The sequence below is a fragment of the Delftia tsuruhatensis NBRC 16741 genome, from assembly GCF_001571325.1.
In the GTDB taxonomy this organism is placed as follows: Bacteria; Pseudomonadota; Gammaproteobacteria; order Burkholderiales; family Burkholderiaceae_C; genus Comamonas; species Comamonas tsuruhatensis.
The window spans coordinates 79167-97763 of sequence record NZ_BCTO01000019.1 but is presented as its reverse complement, the minus strand read 5'-3'; the positions used below and the strand labels follow the sequence as shown (position 1 = coordinate 97763).

15 protein-coding genes are annotated in these 18597 nt (G+C 65.3%); 10 read left to right on the top strand and 5 right to left on the bottom strand.

All coding sequences use genetic code 11. From position 1 onward, the window contains the following. Nucleotides 1-52: 52 nt before the first annotated feature. Entirely contained in the window at nt 53-1354 is a 1302-nt protein-coding gene (locus tag DTS01S_RS08415) for a UDP-N-acetylglucosamine 1-carboxyvinyltransferase (protein ID WP_047474173.1), read from the top strand. Between the two features lie 24 nt (nt 1355-1378). Here DTS01S_RS08415 and DTS01S_RS08410 read toward each other — a convergent pair whose 3' ends face one another. Continuing rightward, entirely contained in the window at nt 1379-1771 is a 393-nt protein-coding gene (locus DTS01S_RS08410; protein ID WP_061287565.1) for a hypothetical protein, read from the bottom strand. A gap of 114 nt (nt 1772-1885) precedes the next feature. Here DTS01S_RS08410 and DTS01S_RS08405 point away from each other — a divergent pair, with 114 nt between their 5' ends. Beyond that, nucleotides 1886-2302: an Arc family DNA-binding protein gene (locus tag DTS01S_RS08405; protein ID WP_237426644.1), complete on the top strand. Its 417-nt coding sequence runs from the start codon at nt 1886-1888 to the stop codon at nt 2300-2302. 132 nt (nt 2303-2434) lie between these two features. Next, nucleotides 2435-2614, top strand: coding sequence for a CsbD family protein (locus DTS01S_RS08400; protein WP_016446836.1), 180 nt, complete (start codon nt 2435-2437; stop codon nt 2612-2614). Between the two features lie 116 nt (nt 2615-2730). Here DTS01S_RS08400 and DTS01S_RS08395 read toward each other — a convergent pair whose 3' ends face one another. Next, nucleotides 2731-3906 (bottom strand): GGDEF domain-containing protein, encoded by a 1176-nt coding sequence (locus tag DTS01S_RS08395; RefSeq protein WP_254787910.1) that lies wholly within the window; start codon nt 3904-3906, stop codon nt 2731-2733. A 352-nt stretch (nt 3907-4258) separates the two neighbouring features. On the opposite strand from DTS01S_RS08395, the gene DTS01S_RS08390 reads away from it, so the two are divergent. After that, nucleotides 4259-5821: a methyl-accepting chemotaxis protein gene (locus DTS01S_RS08390; protein ID WP_016446838.1), complete on the top strand. Its 1563-nt coding sequence runs from the start codon at nt 4259-4261 to the stop codon at nt 5819-5821. 468 nt (nt 5822-6289) lie between these two features. On the opposite strand, the gene DTS01S_RS08385 is transcribed toward DTS01S_RS08390, so the two are convergent. After that, the gene (locus DTS01S_RS08385) at nt 6290-6583 is read right to left on the bottom strand and encodes an H-NS histone family protein (RefSeq protein ID WP_016446839.1); all 294 of its coding nucleotides are present in this window, start codon (nt 6581-6583) and stop codon (nt 6290-6292) included. A 794-nt stretch (nt 6584-7377) separates the two neighbouring features. On the opposite strand from DTS01S_RS08385, the gene DTS01S_RS08380 reads away from it, so the two are divergent. Continuing rightward, nucleotides 7378-9198, top strand: a complete 1821-nt coding sequence (locus DTS01S_RS08380) for a methyl-accepting chemotaxis protein (protein WP_017405220.1) — start codon at nt 7378-7380, stop codon at nt 9196-9198. Between the two features lie 32 nt (nt 9199-9230). Here DTS01S_RS08380 and DTS01S_RS08375 read toward each other — a convergent pair whose 3' ends face one another. Then, nucleotides 9231-10718: a GGDEF domain-containing protein gene (locus DTS01S_RS08375; RefSeq protein WP_026062344.1), complete on the bottom strand. Its 1488-nt coding sequence runs from the start codon at nt 10716-10718 to the stop codon at nt 9231-9233. Between the two features lie 703 nt (nt 10719-11421). Here DTS01S_RS08375 and DTS01S_RS08370 point away from each other — a divergent pair. Both DTS01S_RS08370 and DTS01S_RS08365 read left to right on the top strand, forming a co-directional pair. Then, nucleotides 11422-11901 (top strand): Lrp/AsnC family transcriptional regulator, encoded by a 480-nt coding sequence (locus tag DTS01S_RS08370; protein WP_016446843.1) that lies wholly within the window; start codon nt 11422-11424, stop codon nt 11899-11901. A gap of 176 nt (nt 11902-12077) precedes the next feature. Beyond that, nucleotides 12078-14525, top strand: a complete 2448-nt coding sequence (locus tag DTS01S_RS08365; RefSeq protein WP_016446844.1) for a penicillin acylase family protein — start codon at nt 12078-12080, stop codon at nt 14523-14525. 104 nt (nt 14526-14629) lie between these two features. On the opposite strand, the gene selD is transcribed toward DTS01S_RS08365, so the two are convergent. Next, the gene (selD, locus tag DTS01S_RS08360) at nt 14630-15688 is read right to left on the bottom strand and encodes a selenide, water dikinase SelD (protein WP_017405217.1); all 1059 of its coding nucleotides are present in this window, start codon (nt 15686-15688) and stop codon (nt 14630-14632) included. 100 nt (nt 15689-15788) lie between these two features. On the opposite strand from selD, the gene DTS01S_RS08355 reads away from it, so the two are divergent. From DTS01S_RS08355 to DTS01S_RS08345, 3 genes are all read left to right on the top strand, one after another. Beyond that, nucleotides 15789-16601, top strand: coding sequence for a GNAT family N-acetyltransferase (locus DTS01S_RS08355; RefSeq protein WP_026062343.1), 813 nt, complete (start codon nt 15789-15791; stop codon nt 16599-16601). 200 nt (nt 16602-16801) lie between these two features. Continuing rightward, on the top strand, nt 16802-17371 hold the full coding sequence (locus DTS01S_RS08350; protein ID WP_016446847.1) for a YfiR family protein: 570 nt from the start codon (nt 16802-16804) through the stop codon (nt 17369-17371). Beyond that, on the top strand, nt 17368-18597 hold the full coding sequence (locus DTS01S_RS08345; RefSeq protein ID WP_016446848.1) for a diguanylate cyclase domain-containing protein: 1230 nt from the start codon (nt 17368-17370) through the stop codon (nt 18595-18597). Before DTS01S_RS08350 ends, DTS01S_RS08345 begins: the two co-directional genes overlap by 4 nt.

Sequence of the window (18597 nt, the reverse complement as noted above, 5' to 3'; positions counted from 1 at the left end):
TTGGCAACCCTAGAATCACGCGTTGTCCTTTCGCTGCTTGCGCTGCACCCCCATGTCCAATCTCATCGTCCACGGCGGCACGCCCTTGCGCGGCCGCGTCGTTCCTTCCGCCAACAAGAATGCCGTGTTGCCGATCCTGTGCGCCACGCTATTGACCGATCAGCCGCTGCGGCTGCATGGCGTGCCGGACATCACCGATGTGCGCAAGATCCTGGACATCTTCCGCACGCTGGGCAGCGAGGTGGAACTGGACGAAACCACACGCACGCTGCAGTTGCATCATCGCGATACGCGCTTTGATGCATCGTCGCATCGTCTGCCGGAGGAGATGCGCTCTTCCATCATGCTGGTGCCGCCGCTGCTGGCGCGCTTTGGCGTGGCGCGGCTGGAGGACAACGTCAAGGGCTGCACGCTGGGCGTGCGCGAGATCGATCCGCACGTGGACATCTTCCGCTCCTTCGGAGGTGAGGTGGAGCGCGCCAGCGGCTCGCTGCTGATCCACAGCGCACAGCCGCTCAAGGCCGTGCGCCACTGGCTGGACTACGCCTCCGTCACGGCGACAGAGAATTTCGTGCTGTGCGCCGTGGCCGCGCAGGGCGAGTCCATGCTGACCAATGCGGCCTGCGAGCCGCATGTGCAGGAGTTCTGCCGCTTCATGGTGATGATGGGCGCCGACATCGACGGCATCGGCACCTCGCGGCTGACGGTGCGTGGCGGCGCGCCGCTGAGCGGCGGCGAGTTCACCTTCGAGGAAGACTTCCACGAGATCACCACCTTTCTCGCGCTGGGCGCGATCACGGGCGGCGATGTGGAGGTGCGCAACAGCACGCCGGACAACTTTCCGCTGATCGACCGCACCTTCGCCAAGTTTGGCGTGCAGGTGGAGCACAAGAACGGCTGGTCACGCGCGCTGCGCTCGGGGCCGCTGAAGGTGCAGACGCCGTTCACCAGCAATGTGCTTACCAAGGTGGAAGCCGCTCCCTGGCCGTACTTTCCGGTGGATCTGCTGCCCATCTTCATTGCGCTGGGCGTGCATGCGCAGGGCAATGCGCTGTTCTGGAACAAGATCTACGACGGCGCGCTGGGCTGGACGGGCGAGCTGTCCAAGTTCGGCGCCCATGTGTTTTCTTCGGACCCGCATCGTGTGGTCACCTTCGGCGGCAATCCGCTGACGCCGGCCGTGGTGGAGAGCCCCTACATCATCCGCGTGGCGATTGCGCTGTTCATGGTTGCCAGCAGCATCGAGGGCCGCTCGGAGATCCGCAACGCCACGCCGATCCGCCGGGCGCATCCGCACTTCGTGGAGAACCTGCGCAGTCTGGGCGCTCGGGTGGAGTGGACCAACGAGGAGTGATGGAAAGCGGCGATGCGCAGGCTGCTAGGCCTGCGCCGCCGCATCCGAGAATCTCTTGGCCGCCCTGAGCAGGTAGCTCACGGCATAGAGGATGGGGTCGTCCGTCTCGTCGTCGTTCACGCGGTCAATGATTTCCAGCAGGCCCTGAAGGTCGGCGGACATTTGTGGCAGCACGCTGCTGGCCAGGGCCTCCACCGGCTGCTCGGCAGCGGCGCGGTCCGCCTTGAGGTGATAGCCGCGCAGCAGGTCGCGGACACCGATCACCATGGCGCGGCTGGATCTTTCCACATGCATTTCCAGCACGCTCAGCGCTGCGCTGATGTGGCATAGCGCGTCTGTTGCCAGGGTCTCCGGGTCGGGCGGGCTGGCGACGGCCTGCGCAGGATGCACGGAGGCTGGCATGTCTGTGTCCGGCATGGTTCTGTCCTTGCGCAATGTGTCCTGGATTCAGGGCTGGTGGTTCGAGGGCGTGGATGTGGGCTTGCACAGCCCCCGGGCGGGTCGTTTCGAGTTTTATGCCAACTTGGAATCATGTCAACTAGGCATGAATCTGAATTTGCATCCGGCAGGTACCATCGCGCAATGCAACGCAAACCCTTTCCCAGCGAAACCCAGGAGCGCTTCATCGTCCGTTTTCCGGATGGCATGCGTGATCGCATCTCGGAAGCGGCAAAGGCCGGCCACCGTTCCATGAATGCAGAAATCGTTGCGCGCATACGGCGCAGCTTCGAATTGGACGAAGCCGGCGATGCCGACCAGGCCGAGATCGAGCAGGGTGCGGCGGGATTGAGAGAGGAAATTTCGCGCCTGTGCCAGTTGCTGCAAGAGCACAAGGACGCTGCGGCAGGCCTGTTCGAGGCGCACAAGGAAGCGGTGGTGGACGAGGCACTGAAACGCCTGCGCTCCGAAACAGGCATGGCGGCAGGCCGCGCTCCGGGGAAGAGATGAGGCTGTAGGCCTGAGACCACGCTCATCGTTGCCGAGCGCTGGCGCTTGTCCTTGCGGGGCGCGCTTATCGTTGCGTCGGGTCTGCAAGGATCCATCCCTTTTTTAGAAGCTCTTGCAGCAAAGGACGCAGCTATGAACACGGATCAGATCAAGGGCACGCTCAAGGATGCCGCAGGCAAGGTGCAGCAAAAGGCTGGCGAGTTGATCGACAGCCCCGAACAGCAGGCCAAGGGCATTGCCAAGCAGGTCGAAGGCACGGCTCAGAAAAAGCTGGGCGATGTGAAGGAAGCCCTGAAGGATGCGAAAAAGTAAGGCGCCCACGCTGCCTTGATGACGAACAAGCCCGCCACTCCCTGGCGGGCTTTTCTTTTCTTTTCAGCGAGTTTTGACGGGCGGAAGCGCGAGCAAGGCGTTCCTTGCTTCCTGTCTCAGGTGGTCTGGGGCAGCTTGCGGCCGGGGTCCGCGGCCACGTGCACACGGTCACGGCCTGCCTGCTTGGCGGAGTAGAGCAGGGCGTCGGCGCGCGTCAGCGCATCGGTCAGGGCGGTGTTGGCGGCCACGGGGGCGATGCCGAAGCTGATGGTGATCCGCTGGCCGGCTGCCAGCACATAGCCGTCCGCGCTGAGCTGAGCGCGTATGCGCTCGGCCACGCGCTCGGCCTCCTCGGGCGTGGTGCGCATCAGCAGCAGCACGAATTCCTCGCCGCCAAAGCGTGAGACCAGATCGTCGCTGCGCACATGCTGCTGCAAGGTCCTGGCCACGGCCTGCAGAACGCGGTCGCCACAGTCATGGCCCCAGCTGTCGTTGATGCGCTTGAAGTGGTCTATGTCGCCGATCAGCACGGAAACCGGCGCCATGTGCGAATCGGCCAGGCGCAGCTCGGCGGCCTCCTGGAAGGCGCGACGGTTGAGCAGGTTGGTCAGCGAGTCGTGGTTGCGCTCCTGGCGCAGCGCGGTGAAGACATCGCGCACCGTGCAGGCCAGCAGCATCAGGGTGAACAGCAGAGCAAACGACAGCGTGCTGACCAGAGTCACCAGCCAGTAGGTGGAGCGAGCAATCTCATTGAGGTCGGTGCTGCCCAGGGCCAGCACCAGCAGCGGCCGGGCGGCGGTGTAGCCGGCAAACACCACGTAGGACCAGTAGAGCATTCTCTCCAGCCAATCCTGCGGTGGCCGGCGCCGCAGCATGGCGGGCGCCGGCAGCAACTGCAGCAGGCCCAGGCCTGTGTTGAGCCAATGCACGCGTACCCACAGATCGACCTGGATCCGGCTGTAGTAGTACAGCGCGGCCAGAACCACCGCACCTATGAGCAAACCCAGCACGGGATGGGCCGAGACCCCGTAACGCCCCGCCATGCAGCGCGCAAAGCACCAGGTGCCAAACAGGTACATGGCGCCTGTGTACACGGCCCAATGGTGGAGTTGTTCGCGGGGGGCAATGCTCTGCCATGCAAGCGCCAGGGAAACCAGGGCATAGCCGCCGGCAATCCACAGCAGATAGCGCTGGCGACGCTGCACCAGCCAGCACACGGCCAGCGTGCAGCTGAGCAGCAAAATGCTCAGTGGCGCAATCAGTACATAGAGGCGATCGGTATCGAGTGACACATCCACAGCGTGTTATGCACTTGCAGGTGCGAAAGACGGCGGCTGGCAGCTTCCAAGCCCAGGCATTCAATGGCGCGGCAGCCGCAAGCGTCATTGCATTTTGCATCCGATGTCACCGGCGCTTGCCACTGCATATGCACTGTTCCGCGTTGTGCACAGCGGGTGATATCGGGTCTGCCCGCGCGCAGCCTCAAGTTCCCGGTATTTCTGACGAAAAAGCAAGTCATCTTTTCCGGATTGATGGGCCATGTCGATATGGCGGGGCTTTTCACCGGAAGACGGCCGGCGCTAGTGCGCGTGGCCTGTTGTTTCACCTTTCCTCTGTTCAGTTTTTCCGACGAGAGTTCTACGAATGAAATTTGATCAATGGAGCGTGTCCGCCAAGCTTTGGGGCACGCTGGGCGGCTTGTTGGCGATGATGCTTGCGGTATCGCTGTGGGCACAGTTTGCGGCGGCCCGCGCCATGGACCAGGGCATGCAGACGCTGTCCGAATATGAGAACCGCATCGGTCTGGCCATTCAATGGAAGGGCGCAACGGAAACCACGGGCGAGCGGGTGCTGGCCAGCAATGCCTCCACCGATGAGGAATTGACGCGCCTGCTCGACGGCCGGGTCAAGGAGGGCTCTGGCCTGATCACCAAGCTGCAGGCCGAGATCGTCAAGGGTGCCAGCGAGGCCGACAAGGCTGCGCTGGAGCGCATCGCCAGCATCCGTGCCGAGGTGCTGGCGCTGAACAAGCGGGCCCGCGAGATCAAGTTGACGGGCGATGCCGCGGCGTTCCGCGAGTTCGTCCAGCAACAGTACCTGGGTGCCATCGGCCGCTATGTGGACTCGCTGGAAGTCTTCGTGCAGCTGCAGCGCAGCCAGCGCGATGCGGCCATGGAGCAGGCCCAGGCCGCGCGCCAACAGGCCAGTGTGCTGGCCTGGATTGTCCAGGGCGTGGTGCTCCTGGCTGGACTGGCGCTGGCCTTCGTGCTGACGCGTGCCATCACGCGTCCGCTGGAGCGAGCCGTGCAACTGACCGATGCCATTGCGCAGGGCGACCTTACCGTGTCGGCCGAGGACAGCCGCAAGGACGAATTCGGTCATCTGCTGCGCTCGGTCTCGGGCATGGCGGCACGGCTGCGTGGCCTGGTGACGGAGGTGCGTGACAGCGTGCACTCGATCTCCACTGCATCCACCGAGATTGCCGCCGGGAATCACAACCTGTCTTCGCGCACCGAGCAGACGGCGTCGAACCTGGAGGAAACGGCCGCCAGCATGGAGCAACTGACCGCGACCGTGGGCCAGGCCGCCGACACCGCGCGCCAGGCCAATCACCTGGCCGGCAGCGCCGCCCAGGCGGCCGAGCGCGGGGGCGCCGTGGTGGGCCATGTGGTGGCCAGCATGGACCGCATCAGCGACAGCGCACGCCGCATCTCCGACATCATCGGCGTGATCGACTCCATTGCTTTCCAGACCAACATCCTCGCGCTCAATGCCGCCGTGGAAGCGGCCCGCGCGGGTGAGCAGGGCCGTGGCTTCGCTGTCGTGGCTGGCGAAGTGCGGGCCCTGGCCCATCGCAGCGCAGAGGCCGCCAAGGAGATCAAGGGGCTGATCAGCACCTCGGTCGATGCCGCGCAGGAAGGCTCTGCCCAGGTCGCCCAGGCCGGCCAGGTGATGGATGACATCGTGGGCAGCGTGCGCAAGGTCTCGGACATGATTGGCGAGATCACGGCGTCTTCCACCGAGCAGCGCGACGGCATTGGCCAGGTCAACCAGGCCGTCAGCCATCTGGACCAGATGACGCAGCAAAACGCTGCCCTGGTGGAGGAGTCCGCAGCGGCAGCGGCCGCACTGAGCGACCAGGCGCAGCGCCTGTCGGGCATGGTGGCCGTATTCAAGGTTGGCAACGCTGTGCCAGCCCTGCGATAGCGCGTGCAGAAAAAAAGGACCGCCGGGGGCGGTCCTGTTGCAGAGAAAAGCCGTGGCCCTTGCGGGCCTGCCAGGGTAAGTCAGTGAGAGGGGAGGGAGGAGATAGTCTCCCTGGCTCGGCTGGAAAATGGTTCGTGGTGGTGGCGGATTGCTCCAGTGGCCGTTGGGGCCTTGCCGTTGCGTGACGGGATGCCCATGGCTTGCGGGTGCTGCAATGACATGGGCATCATGATTTTGGAGAGTGCAGGTGTAGGACAGTTCCCTGTGCGATACCTGCTGTTTCCCTTGTTGTGATTGCTTGGGTACCGAAACATGCAGGCACCTTTCGGCTCACGCATCGGCACTACATTGAAGAATTTGTAACTTCTGGGCAATAGGGTTAACCCCTTGCTTCTGGCAACAAAAAGCCCGCACTTGGCGGGCTCTGTCGCAGCTTAGTGGCTGCCGGAGGGCGTGGCAGGCCGCATCTCATATGGCGAAGGGAGTGCGGTCCTTGCCTTCAATCCAGCGGGGCTGCTTGCCGCGGCCGGTCCAGGTCGCACCGGTGGCGGGATCGCGGTACTTGGGAACGCCGACCACGCGGAAACCAGCGCCAGTCTTGGCTTTGGACGAGGGAAAGACATCGGCCTCGGTCAATCCGTATTGGTCGATGATGGTGCGCACCTGGGCAATGGCTCCGGACTTTTCGGTCTTGAGCACTTCGGCGATCTGGGCTTCGAGCTGGGCTTTCTGCTGCAGCAGTGTCTTGTAGTCTGTGGTCATGTATATCAATGAATGTTGATCTGCCAATATAAAGGAATCCGGGAGAGCTTTTGGCAAAGTGAGCCTACACTGCCGCGCAACACCCGGATGACGACAGGCGTATTGTCAGAGAGCCTGTTTGAGAACAGGTTCCCATGTTGCCTGAGTCTAGGCGAGTCTGACGCTGATTTTTGTGGCGTATGGAAACCGGGTCATCGCATCTGCCACCGCTGCGCAGGTGCTGGGAAACAGGGCCGTGTAGCAGGCGCCGGCCACTTTGATGATGCATCGCTTCATGTTTCTCTCCCCTTGAATGACAGGTCTGCCTGCTTATCGGCATCTTTGCATCAAGATGAAACATTTTGTATCCTGCTCCCTGCCGATCCTGGTCAGGGGCCTTCATGGATCCATGGCAGTCCAGGAAGGGCAAGAAAAGGCCGCATGGTGCACCCCAAAAATATGAGGGAGGGAAAAACACAGGGTGCGCGGCGCAAACGGCAGGACCCTGGTGCAAGGCACTGGCGTTTGCGACAAAAAGATCCCGCCTGCAGGGCGGGAAATGTCTGTGTTACAAATTGACACTATAGCATGCATCCGTCCAGGATGTGACGATAACTTGCAAAAACCTGACGACTCAGGCCCCGATGGCGTTGCGAGCAAAGCGCTGCTTGCTCGAAGGGGGCAGCGGATCACCTGCAGCCAGGAAGCGTGCAATTGCAAGGGCAAGTACGCACTCTTTGAGCTCTGGCGGCCGGTGTGTCTCGGATAGGCTCGGTGGGCATCCACAGCCCTCGTTTTTGCCTTTACTACGCATCATGTTTCAAACACTTCGTGCCCGCCTGATCCTCATCTGCGTGGCAATCACAGTGGCCGCGCTGTTCGCGCTGTCCATGGCCACCTTCTGGACGGCGCGCGGCAGCACGCTGTCCGGCATCGACGAAAACATCGGCCAGCTCACGCAGGCCCATGCAGCCGCATTGACCGACTGGGTCCAGGACAAGCAGCGCATCACCGGCTCGCTGAAAACGGCGGTGCAACAGCCGGACCCGATTCCTTTCCTGCTGGCAGGCCAGCAGGCCGGCGGCTTCGATGACGCCTACTTCGTGCATGCGGACAAGCGTGCCGTGTTCACCCATCCCATGCCGGAGAACTACGACGGCACCCAGCGCGACTGGTTCAAGCAGGCCGTGCGGGAAGGCCGTCCGGGCGTCACGCCAGCCTACGTGGACGCCAGCACGGGTGAGCTGACGATCAGCTTTGTCGATCCGGTCGGGGCCTCGGGCGCGATCACGGCCGTCGTCGGCACCGATGTGCGGCTGGCGGCCATGTCCAGGAAAGTGGCGGCCATACGCCCCCAGGAAAAGAGCTTCGCCTTTCTGATGGACGGCGAAGGCCGTCTGCTGGCCTACGCCAGGCCCGAGCTGGCGCTCAAGCCCGCTTCGGCGATTGCACCGGAGCTCGATGCGGCCCTGATCAAGCGCCTGGCCGAGCAGGGCGGACGTGCCGACCTGGTGCTCGATGGAGAGCCGCAGATGGTCTATGCCGCCAAGGTGGAGGGCACGCCCTGGACGCTGGCCGTGGTGATCGACCGCGCACAGGCCACGCATTCCGTAAGCGCGCTGCTGCAGGTGGCCGCCTTCATCACCGCGCTTTCCGTGCTGGGTACGGCCGTGCTGTTGACCGTGGTGCTGCGCCGGATGCTCATGCGCCTGGCCGTGGCACGCGATGCATTGCAGGACATTGCTTCCGGCGAGGGCGATCTGACCCGCCGCCTCACGGCGGCAGGCCGGGACGAACTGGCGCAGATCGGCCAGTCCTTCAATCAGTTCGTGGACAAGATCGCCACGGTGCTGCTGCGCATTCGCGAATCGTCGGAATCGGTGCGCATGGCGTCGGCCGAGATCGCGGGCGGCAACCAGGACCTGTCGTCACGCACCGAGCAGCAGGCCAGCTCGCTGGAGCAGACGGCAGCCGCCATGGAGCAGATCACGGCAACCGTGCAGCAAAACGCGGCCAATGCCCGCCAGGCCAGCGAGCTGGCCACCAGCGCCTCGCAGATCGCCACGCAGGGCGGTGAGGCCGTGGGCCAGGTGGTGCAGACCATGGGTGGCATCGAGGCGTCGGCACGCAAGATCGAAAGCATCATCGGCGTGATCGACTCCATCGCCTTCCAGACCAACATCCTCGCGCTCAATGCTGCCGTCGAAGCGGCCCGTGCCGGCGAGCAGGGCCGTGGCTTTGCGGTGGTCGCCAGCGAGGTGCGCACGCTGGCCCAGCGCAGCGCCACGGCGGCGCGGGAGATCAAGGCGCTGATCGACGATTCCGTGGGCCAGATCGACACGGGCAGCCGGCTGGTGCGCAATGCGGGCACCACCATCGACCAGGCCGTGGACGGCGTGCGCAAGCTCAGTACGCTGGTGGCCGAGATCAGCAATGCCAGCCAGGAGCAAAGCCGTGGCATTGCCGAGGTGGGTAGCGCCATTGGACAGATGGACCAGGTCACGCAGCAGAACGCCGCCCTGGTGGAAGAGGTCACGGCGGCTGCGCAATCGCTGCAGCAACAGGCCTTGCAGCTGGCCCAGGCCGTGGCGGGCTTCAAGCTCGACGAAGGAAACGGCGCCCGCCGCCTGCGCTGAGCGCGGGCAAAACGCCGAGGCGGCGCCTGGTGTCAGGCCGCCTTGGCGCCCCCGGAATGCTCGCAGGCAAAGGCCGGTGTACCGGCCTCGCCCGGCCGCTCGCCCGCCACGAAATACCGGTCCCGGCCGCTGGCCTTGGCCTGGTACAGCGCCGTGTCGGCCGTGCGCAGCAAGGCGCTCAAACCCAGCGGAGGCTGGGCCATGTTCGTGCAGGCGATGCCAATGCTCAGCGTGGGGCAGATGGTTGCGCCATCGCTTGTCTCGATGCGGATTTCGCGCGTGGCTTCGCACAGCCGCTGGGCCACGGCGCTGGCCGTGGTGCAGTCGGCGCCAGGCAGCAGCACGGCAAATTCCTCGCCGCCCAGGCGGCCTATGAGTTCATGCGGGCGCAGCGCCTGCGACAGGCGGGCCGAGACTTCCTGCAGCACCCGGTCGCCAGCGGCATGGCCGTGGCGGTCGTTGGTGTGCTTGAAGTGATCCAGGTCCAGCATCAGCATGGCGCCCGACTGGTGCTCGCGCTGCAGGCGCTCCAGCGTGCGCTGAGCGCGCTCCAGAAAGCTGGTGCGTGCCAGCAGGCCAGTCAGCGCATCGTGGTTCACTGCATGGCGCAGTTTGCTGAGCATGTCCTTGAAGGCCATGAGCGTGCAGGCCACGGCCAGCGGGCCTATGGACAGCATGGCCAGGCCCAGGCGGAACGAGAACGTGGTCTCCAGTTCGGAACTGGGCGAGGTGAGCAGTACATCTGAAAACGTGGCCAGCTTGATGGCACAGCTGGCGAGGTTGAGCAGGGCGACCACGAACAGCCGGTAGCGCATGGCACACAGCAGCATGGCCGGCATGCTCAGGGACAGCGCGCCCGGCCCGCCCAGGTAGATGGCAATGGCCTCGGAGATCACCAGGGCCAACAGCGGCAGCAGGGCCTGCACGATCTGCCTGAACGGCTGGCCACGCCAGGACAGCGGCTCCAGGCTTGCGGGAAAGCTCAACAGAACGGGCAGCAACAGGGTCATGTGCATCAGCTCGCTGCTGAACCACATGGCCATCATGGGCTGCCAGGGCCAATGCATCAGCTGGTGCATGCCCACCGAGCCCAGCACGGCGCCGACCACGCTCACAAGCAGGCTGCACATCACCAGGTGCAGCACCGATGAGGGGGAGCGCATCTGCCGCACCCGCAGCGGCAGGCGCCGCATCATCACCCAGCCGCAGGCCACGGCTGCCAGATCGGCGAAAGTCAGCCACAGGGTCTGGTCAAGCGGGCTGCCCGACAACCATTCGGCCAACGCCATGGCCACGGCGGCCGCCGTCCAGCAGTGTCTATGGCTGTAGGCGGGGCTGCGCAGCATCCAGCCCAGGAGCAGGGCGTTGGACAGCCACAGAGATGACAGATGCCCCGGAGAGCGCAGGCCCAGCGCCACGGCCGAGCACAGAAACAGCACCCCGCCCAGCACAAAGCTGTCCCGCCAGGGCGTTGCAGCTTGTGAAATCCACGGATCTCCAGATACGGCGCGATATGACATATGTCTCCCCTGTGGAGACTGAATGGAGGCACCGGACACTGCGCGCGTTCGTCGGGCATGCCGGGCATGCCCTTGTCATGGGGAACGAGCGGTCCGGCGGGCAGCGGAAAATCGGAAAACCCTCCTTTGGCGTGCTGCGGCAAGCCGCGTAACTGCGGGCAGGCCATGCGTCGGAAGCCGACGGATGCGGGGTAACTTGAGTTCACAAAATTTACGCCTGCGGGGCCAATCTAGCGGAAATGCATGTATTTGCAAGTACTGATCCATCATGCGTGCTGCGCCTTCCCAAGCGGTTTGCCGTGTTCCATCGAGCCCGGCCAATACGGCCGCAGGCGGCAGCCCTGCCCGCGGAGCAGCGTCGCCAAAGGAAGGATGGGATGCATGCTAAGTATTTATGCGAGATCCCAGCCGGGTGACATGCAGCGGCGGAGCATCGGGGTGTGTCGGGGGATTTGTAATTTGTTACTTTTGTTTCTGATAGCCATTACTCTTGCCTGGTGGTGCCCATGTGCCGTCGCTGCTGGGCGATGCGGGATGGGGAAGCACTCCAGATGCGGCGGTTTCGGATGAAACGAGGATCTTGTTGATGAAAGCGACGATTTGCAGCGCATAGAATTGCCGGATTGGTGGATATATCTGCCGAAATGTTGAACACGTCCGAGCCGCAGCCATTGGCTCTTGCCGTTGACGTCCAGGGAGCTGCATGGAATACCGTCTTGATGAAACCGACCGCCAACTGCTGCGCCTGCTGCAGACCAATGCGCGGGCTTCCACCGCGCATCTGGCCCGGCAGATGAATCTGGCGCGCACGACGGTGGTGGCCCGCATTGCCCGGCTGGAGCAGGAAGGCGTGATCGCCGGATACGGCGTTCGCCTGGGTGCGCGCGTGGAGCAGTCTGCGGTGCGTGCGTACTGCGGCATTCGCGTGCAGCCCAAGACGGCCACTTCGGTGATGCAGGCGCTCAACCGTTTCACCGAAGTCGAGGAGGTCTCCGCCGTCAGCGGCCAGTACGACTACATGGTGTTCGTGCGCTGCGAGAGCAACGAAAAGCTCGACGCGCTGCTGGACCGCATAGGCCTGATCGACGGCATACAGCAGACCTATACCTCGGTGGTGCTCAGCCGCAAGATCGACCGGCGCATGACGGCGGCGCTGAGCCAGCTGGCTGAATCTGCCGCCTGAGTCTTCTGCCCGTGCCGGCCGATGGAGAGCCGGGTGGCTGTCCGCATCGACTGTCGGGCATCAGACATTTCCTAGTGAAACTGCCGGGTAGGCAGTGCATTGCCTCGCTCCTATGCTGATGCGGGCCCCGTGGCAGACCGGGGCCTTTGTGTACGCATAACACCAGGAGACAAAGCATGCACCCAGCGCTTCGCAGTGGATGGAAACCCTTGTCATTGATAGCCCTGGCCGCCTTGGCGGCCTGCGGCGGTTCGGGAGACGGCTCCGGCAGCAAGTACAGCGCGGAGATCCGCCGCACGGAGATGGGCATTCCGCACATCAAGGCCAAGGACTGGACGGGCCTGGGCTATGGTGCGGGCTATGCCCAGGCGCAGGACAACCTGTGCACCATGGCCGACTCCTTCCTGACCTACCGCGGGGAGCGTTCGCGCCACTTCGGCGGCGATGCCCAGGCCGTCTATGACAGCACCATCGACCGGCCGCGCAACATCGATTCGGACTTCTTCTTCCGCCATGTCGTCTCCGATGACGCCGTGGCCGCCATGATCCAGGCCCAGCCCGACAAGCTCAAGCAACTGGTCGATGGCTTCGTGGCAGGCTACAACCGCGTGGTGCGCGAGACCCCGGCCGGGGCCAAGACCAATGCGGCCTGCGCGGGCCAGCCTTGGGTGCAGGCCATCACGGCCCAGGACATCTGGCGGCGCATGTATACGGCCAATCTTGCCGGCGGCTACAGCAATTTCGTGGCCCAGATCGCCAATGCCGTGCCACCTGCAGCGGCTGCGGCGGCAACGGCCTCGGCCAAGCCGGCGAAGGGCCGGTCGGCCGCGACGCAGCTGGCCGCGCTCAAGCCGGGCCAGGTGGTGGCGCCATCATTGCAGGTGGGCGGCACCACGGGCATAGGCAGCAACATGTACGGCTTCGGCCAGCAGGCCACGGGCGGCAGCAGCGTGCTGTTCGGCAATCCGCACTGGTACTGGAAGGGGCCGGACCGCTTCTACCAATCGCAGCTCACGATTCCGGGCGAGATCGACGTCAGTGGCGCCAGCTTCCTGGGTATCCCGATGGTGCTGATCGGCTTCAACAACGACGTGGCCTGGAGCCACACCGTGTCCACGGCGCGGCGCTTCGGCCTGTTCATGTACCAGCTGGCCCCCAATGATCCGACCCGCTATGTGCGCGACGGCAAGACCGAGGCCATGCAGGCCAGCAGGATCACCGTGAGCGTGCGCAATGCCTCCGGCGGGCAGGACCAGGTCACGCGCACGCTGTACAAGACCGTGCACGGCCCCGTGGTCAACCTGGGCGCCATGGACCCGGCGCTGGGCTGGACCACGCAGAGCGTGTTCGCCATCCGCGACATCAACGCCTACAACTACCGCACCTTCCGCAACTGGCTGCGCTGGAACCAGGCCAAGTCGCTGGACGAGTTCATCCGCATCCAGAAGGAGGAGTCGGCCATTCCCTGGGTCAACACCGTCGCTGCGGGACGCGGCAACGCCCAGGTCTGGTATGCCGACATAGGCGCCGTGCCCAACGTGCCGCCCGCGCAGCTGCAGGCCTGCGCCACGCCGGCCTCGGCGGCCATCAACGCGGCGCTGCCCCAGGTGCCGGTGCTGGCCGGCGGCAGCAGCCAGTGCGACTGGGGCTCGGATGCGGATTCGGTGCAGGCCGGCGCCATCGGCCCGGCACGCATGCCCAGCCTGCTGCGTGGCGACTACGTGGGCAACATGAACGACAGCTACTGGCTGTCCAATGCCTCGGCACCGCTGACCGGCTATCCGGCCATCTTCGGCTCCACCTCTTCTGCCCAGAGCCTGCGCACGCGCCTGGGCCACACCATGGCGCTGCAGCGGCTGGCGGGCACGGACGGCTATCCGGGCAAGCTGGCCACCAGCGACATCGTTCGCCAGATGGTGCTGGACAGCCGTGTGTACAGCGCGCGTTTCAAGGACGAGGCATTGGCCCAGGTCTGTCCAGGCCCCGTGTCCTCGGCGGGTGAAACGGTGGACGTATCGGCTGCCTGCACGGCGCTGCAGGCCTGGGACGGCACGGGCACGGCGGCATCCAGGGGCTCCCATGTCTGGGACGAGTTCTGGAAGCGCGTGGCCAGCCAGATCAAATCGGCCGACCTGTATGCCGTGCCCTTCGATGCGGCCGACCCCGTCAACACGCCGCGCGGCATCAAGCCCACGGCCAAGGCGGCGCTGCAAAAGGCGTTCGCCGAAGCAGTGAAGGCCGTGCAGGCCAGCGGCTTTGCCATGGATGCGGCGCGTGGCACCGTGCTGTTCTCGCAGCGTGGCGGAGAGAAGACGGCGCTGTATGGCGGATGCGGCGAGGTGGGCTACTTCACCATCACCTGCTCGGAAAACAAGATAGAGCAGGGCGGCTACAGCATGGACGGGCAGCCGCACGGCAACAGCTACATGCAGGTGGTGAGCTTCCCGGCGGCCGGAGTGGAGGCCCATACCTTCCTGACCTTCTCGCTGTCGGACGATCCTGCCTCGGCCCACTATGCGGACTACACCAAGGCCTACGGTGCGCGCCAGTGGCTCAAGCTGCCGTTCACCGACAGCGCCATCCAGGCCAGCCCGGCCTACAAGACGCAGACCGTGAGCGAGTGACATCCGCTGTCCGGCGTGATGCAGTGCCCGCCTGAAGGGGCTGCATCAGGCATGCAATGCAAACGGGGGCCCAGGTCCCCGTTTCGCTTGACTGGTTGCCTGGCTCAGTCCACCACGACGCGGGCCTGGCCCGCTTCCATGCGGCCGACGATGGCTGCATCGCCAAAGCCCTGTTCGGCAAACAGCGCAAGCACCTGGTCCGCCACATCGGGCGTGCACGATACGAGCAGGCCGCCCGAGGTCTGCGGATCGGTCAGCAGCGCGCGCTGGGCATCGGTGATGCCGGCGCCCAGCACCACCTGCGTGCCATATGAGGCCCAGTTGCGGCCCGAGGCGCCCGTAATGACGCCCTGCTCGGCAAAGCCCTGCACCGTGGGCAGCACGGGCAGGCTGCGGCTGTCGATGCGCGCCGTCAGGCCCGCGCCGCGTGCCAGTTCCAGGCCGTGGCCCAGCAGGCCGAAGCCCGTCACATCGGTCAGCGCGTGCACGCCGTCCATCTTGCCCAGCGCCGTGCCGGGGCGGTTGAGCAAGGTGGTTGCCTCCACCATGGCGCGGTAGCCGGCTTCGTCCAGCAGGTTCTTCTTGAGCGCGGCCGACAGAATGCCCACGCCCAGCGGCTTGCCCAGGATCAGCACGTCGCCGGCCCGGGCGTCGGCATTGCGCTTCATCTGGCGGGGGTTGACGATGCCGATGCCGACCAGGCCGTAGATGGGCTCGACCGAGTCGATGGAGTGGCCGCCGGCCAGCGGAATGCCGGCATCGCGGCAGACCGATTCGCCGCCTTCCAAGATCTTGGCAATGGTGTCGTGCGGCAGCACATTGATGGGCATGCCCACGATGGCCAGGGCCATCAGCGGCTGGCCGCCCATGGCGTAGATGTCGGACAGCGCATTCGTTGCGGCGATGCGGCCGAAGTCATACGGATCGTCCACGATGGGCATGAAGAAATCCGTGGTCGCCACGATGGCCTGCTCGTCGTTGATGCGGTAGACGGCGGCGTCGTCGGCGGTCTCCGTGCCCACCAGCAGGTCCGGGAAGAACTGCTTGGGCAGCGCGCTCTTGCCGATCAGCTCCGCCAGCAGGCCCGGCGCGATCTTGCAGCCGCAGCCGCCGCCATGGGACAGCGAGGTGAGTCGGGGAGCTTGGGAGGTGTCTGTGGTCATGGAGCAATCCGGCGAACGGGGGCGATCGCAGTAGTGGAAAAAGTGTGCCTGCCGCCAGCGAGGCGGCGCGCCATATTATGGGCGGGCACGGCGGGCGGCCATGGTACAAGCGGGCATGTCCAAGTCTTTCGCTCATGACCGCGCATCCGTGGACTGCGATCCCGAGACGGTGGTCGGCGTGGAGCAGCGCGGCTTCAACGCCTGGCCGGCCCAGCGCACCGTGCTCTGCGGAGACTGGCTGCTGCGCGCCGCGCAGGGCCATACCAAGCGGGCCAACTCGGCCAATGCCCATCAGCCCGGCGCCCGCCTTGGCGCCTTGCTGGCGCAGATCGAAGCCTTCTACCAACGCCAGGGCCTGCCGCCCGTCTTCCGCCTCTCGCCCCTGGCCAGCCCCGAGGCCGATGCCCAGCTGGCGCAGGCCGGCTACCTGCTGGCCGATCCTTCGCTCGTGATGCGCGCAGCCTTGGCGGACATGGCGCAGCCGGCGGACGGAAAAGGCTGGACCCTCGCCATGGATGCCCGGCCCGGTGCGGCCTGGCTGCAAGGCTTTGCCGAGGCCAGCGCCGTGCCGCCCCGGCACAGGCAGGCGCATCACCACATGCTGCAGTCCATTGCCTGGCCCGCCGCCTTTGCCACGCTGCGCGTCGGGGGCGAGGTGGCCGGGTTCGGCCTGGCCGTGCTGGAGCGCGGCTGCGTGGGCCTGTATGACATCGTCATCGCACCTGCAATGCGCGGGCGGGGGCTGGGCCGTGCGCTGGTGTGCGGCCTGCTGCACTGGGGACGGACGCAGGGGGCGCAATGGGCCGAGCTGCAGGTGAGGGCTCCCAACCGGGTGGCGCGCGGGCTGTATGAAAGCCTGGGCTTTCATCCGCTCTACGCCTATCACTACCGCCTGCCTGCCGCGGCGCCTTGATGTGCCGCAGCGACTAAGAAAGGATGATGACCCAGCGCGACACTCCGGGTGCTCCGAGGCGGGCGATATGTGAAAAAATGCTTCGATGCGCCGTCGTGGTGCAATGCATGGATTTCCCGTTCAAGGAGCCTTGGTTGGCTGTTCGCATAAATCGCTCACAGCGCTCGCAGCGCTCACTTCTCCCATCCCGCAGGTGGTGCATGGGTGGCAGGATCAAGGGCCTGCCGCCAGCCTGGGCCTGGGTGGCCGTGTGCCTGCTGGCGCTGCAAACGGGTTGGGTGGGGCTGGTGGGGCAGGCGCACGCCGAACCATCGGCCGACGAGCATGAGCTGGGCGTGACACGCACAGTCTTAGGCATCCTGGGCTACACGCGCTGGCCCACGGAAAGCGCGGTGCTGCGGCTGTGCGTGGTGGGCTCCACCGAATATGCCGATGACCTGCTCAATGGTGCCCCGCAGACCGTGGGCAGCCAGCGGCTGGAAGTCCGGCGCGTCGTGCTTTCCGATGCGCGCATCCTGGCCGAATGCGAAGGCATCTATGCCGGCCAGCTCGATGAAGCGGCCTGGCGCAAGCTCATGGAGCAACTGGCCGGACGGCCGCTGCTGACCATCAGCGAGCGGGGCGAGCTGTGCCGCATCGGCGCCATGTTCTGCCTGCGCCGCCGTGGCGAGGGCGCGGGCTTCGAGGTCAGCCTCGACTCCGTGGCACGCAGCGGCCTGCGCGTCAATCCCAAGGTGCTGCAGCTTGCGCGCCACAGGACGTTGCCATGAAGTTGTTCCTGTCCGGCAGCGCCTCCCTGCGCAACGTGATCCGCCGCGCGCACATGCGCATGGCGGCGGTGGCCATTGCGCTGGCGGGCGCGCTGCTGCTCATCGTCGGCGTGGCCACCCTGCGTCTTTACCTGTCCAACAACCTGCATCTGGTGGCACGTTCGCTGGCCTATACGGTCGAGGCATCGCTGGTCTTCGGTGACCGTGACGAGGCTGCCCGCGTGCTGGACCAATTGCTGCGCGGCGAAGGCGTGGCCCATGCCGAGGTTTTCGATGCCGAGCAGCGCCCGTTCGTGCAGTGGTCGGGCCATGGCGGCTCGGCGCTGTCCAGCGTGGGTGAACTGCTGGCCATAGGCATAGGCCTGCCGCGCGCCGAGGCCGATGTGCGCCAGGATGGCCGCCTGGTCGGGAGCGTGCAGCTGTCCAGCGATGGCGTGGGCCTGGTCCGCTTTCTGGGCGCAGGCTTCATCGTGCTGGTGCTGTGCGTGGGCGTGAGCGGCTATGTGGGGCTGCGCCAATCGCGCCGCATGCTGCGCGACATTGCCGAACCGCTGCAGCAGTTGGCGCGCGTGGCGCACGCCGTGCGCCATGACCGGTCCATGGACCAGCGCGTGCCGCTGGCGCGCATTGCCGAACTGCGCGAGTTGGGAGACAACTTCAATGCCCTGCTGGCCGAGCTGCAGACACGCCACGAGCGGCTGCAGCAGCAAAATTCGGCCCTGGAGCGCCAGGCTTCGCGAGACAGCCTCACGGGGCTGGCCAACCGCCTGCATTTCGAGCAGCGCCTGCAGCAGGCGCTGGACAACGCGGCCGAAACCGGGCAGAAGCTGGCCGTGCTGTTTCTGGACAACGACCGCTTCAAGCAGGTCAACGACGCGTACGGCCATGCCGTGGGCGATGTGCTGCTCAAGGCCGTAGGCGCAAGACTGCGCTCGCAGGTGCGCGAGAGCGATCTGGTCGCGCGGCTGGGCGGCGATGAGTTCGCCATCCTGCTCTATCCCGTGGGCGGGGGCGGCGATGCGCAGATGGTGCGGGACAAGATAGAGGCCGCCATGCATGAGCCTTTGGTGGTCAGCGAAGGCGTGGTGCTGCAGCCTTCGGTCAGTGCGGGCGTGGCCCTTTTTCCCAAGCATGGCCAGAGCATGGAGACGCTGATGCGCCATGCCGACCAGGCCATGTACCAGGCCAAGGCCATGCGCCAGGCCGAACGAGTCACAGGAGGATGA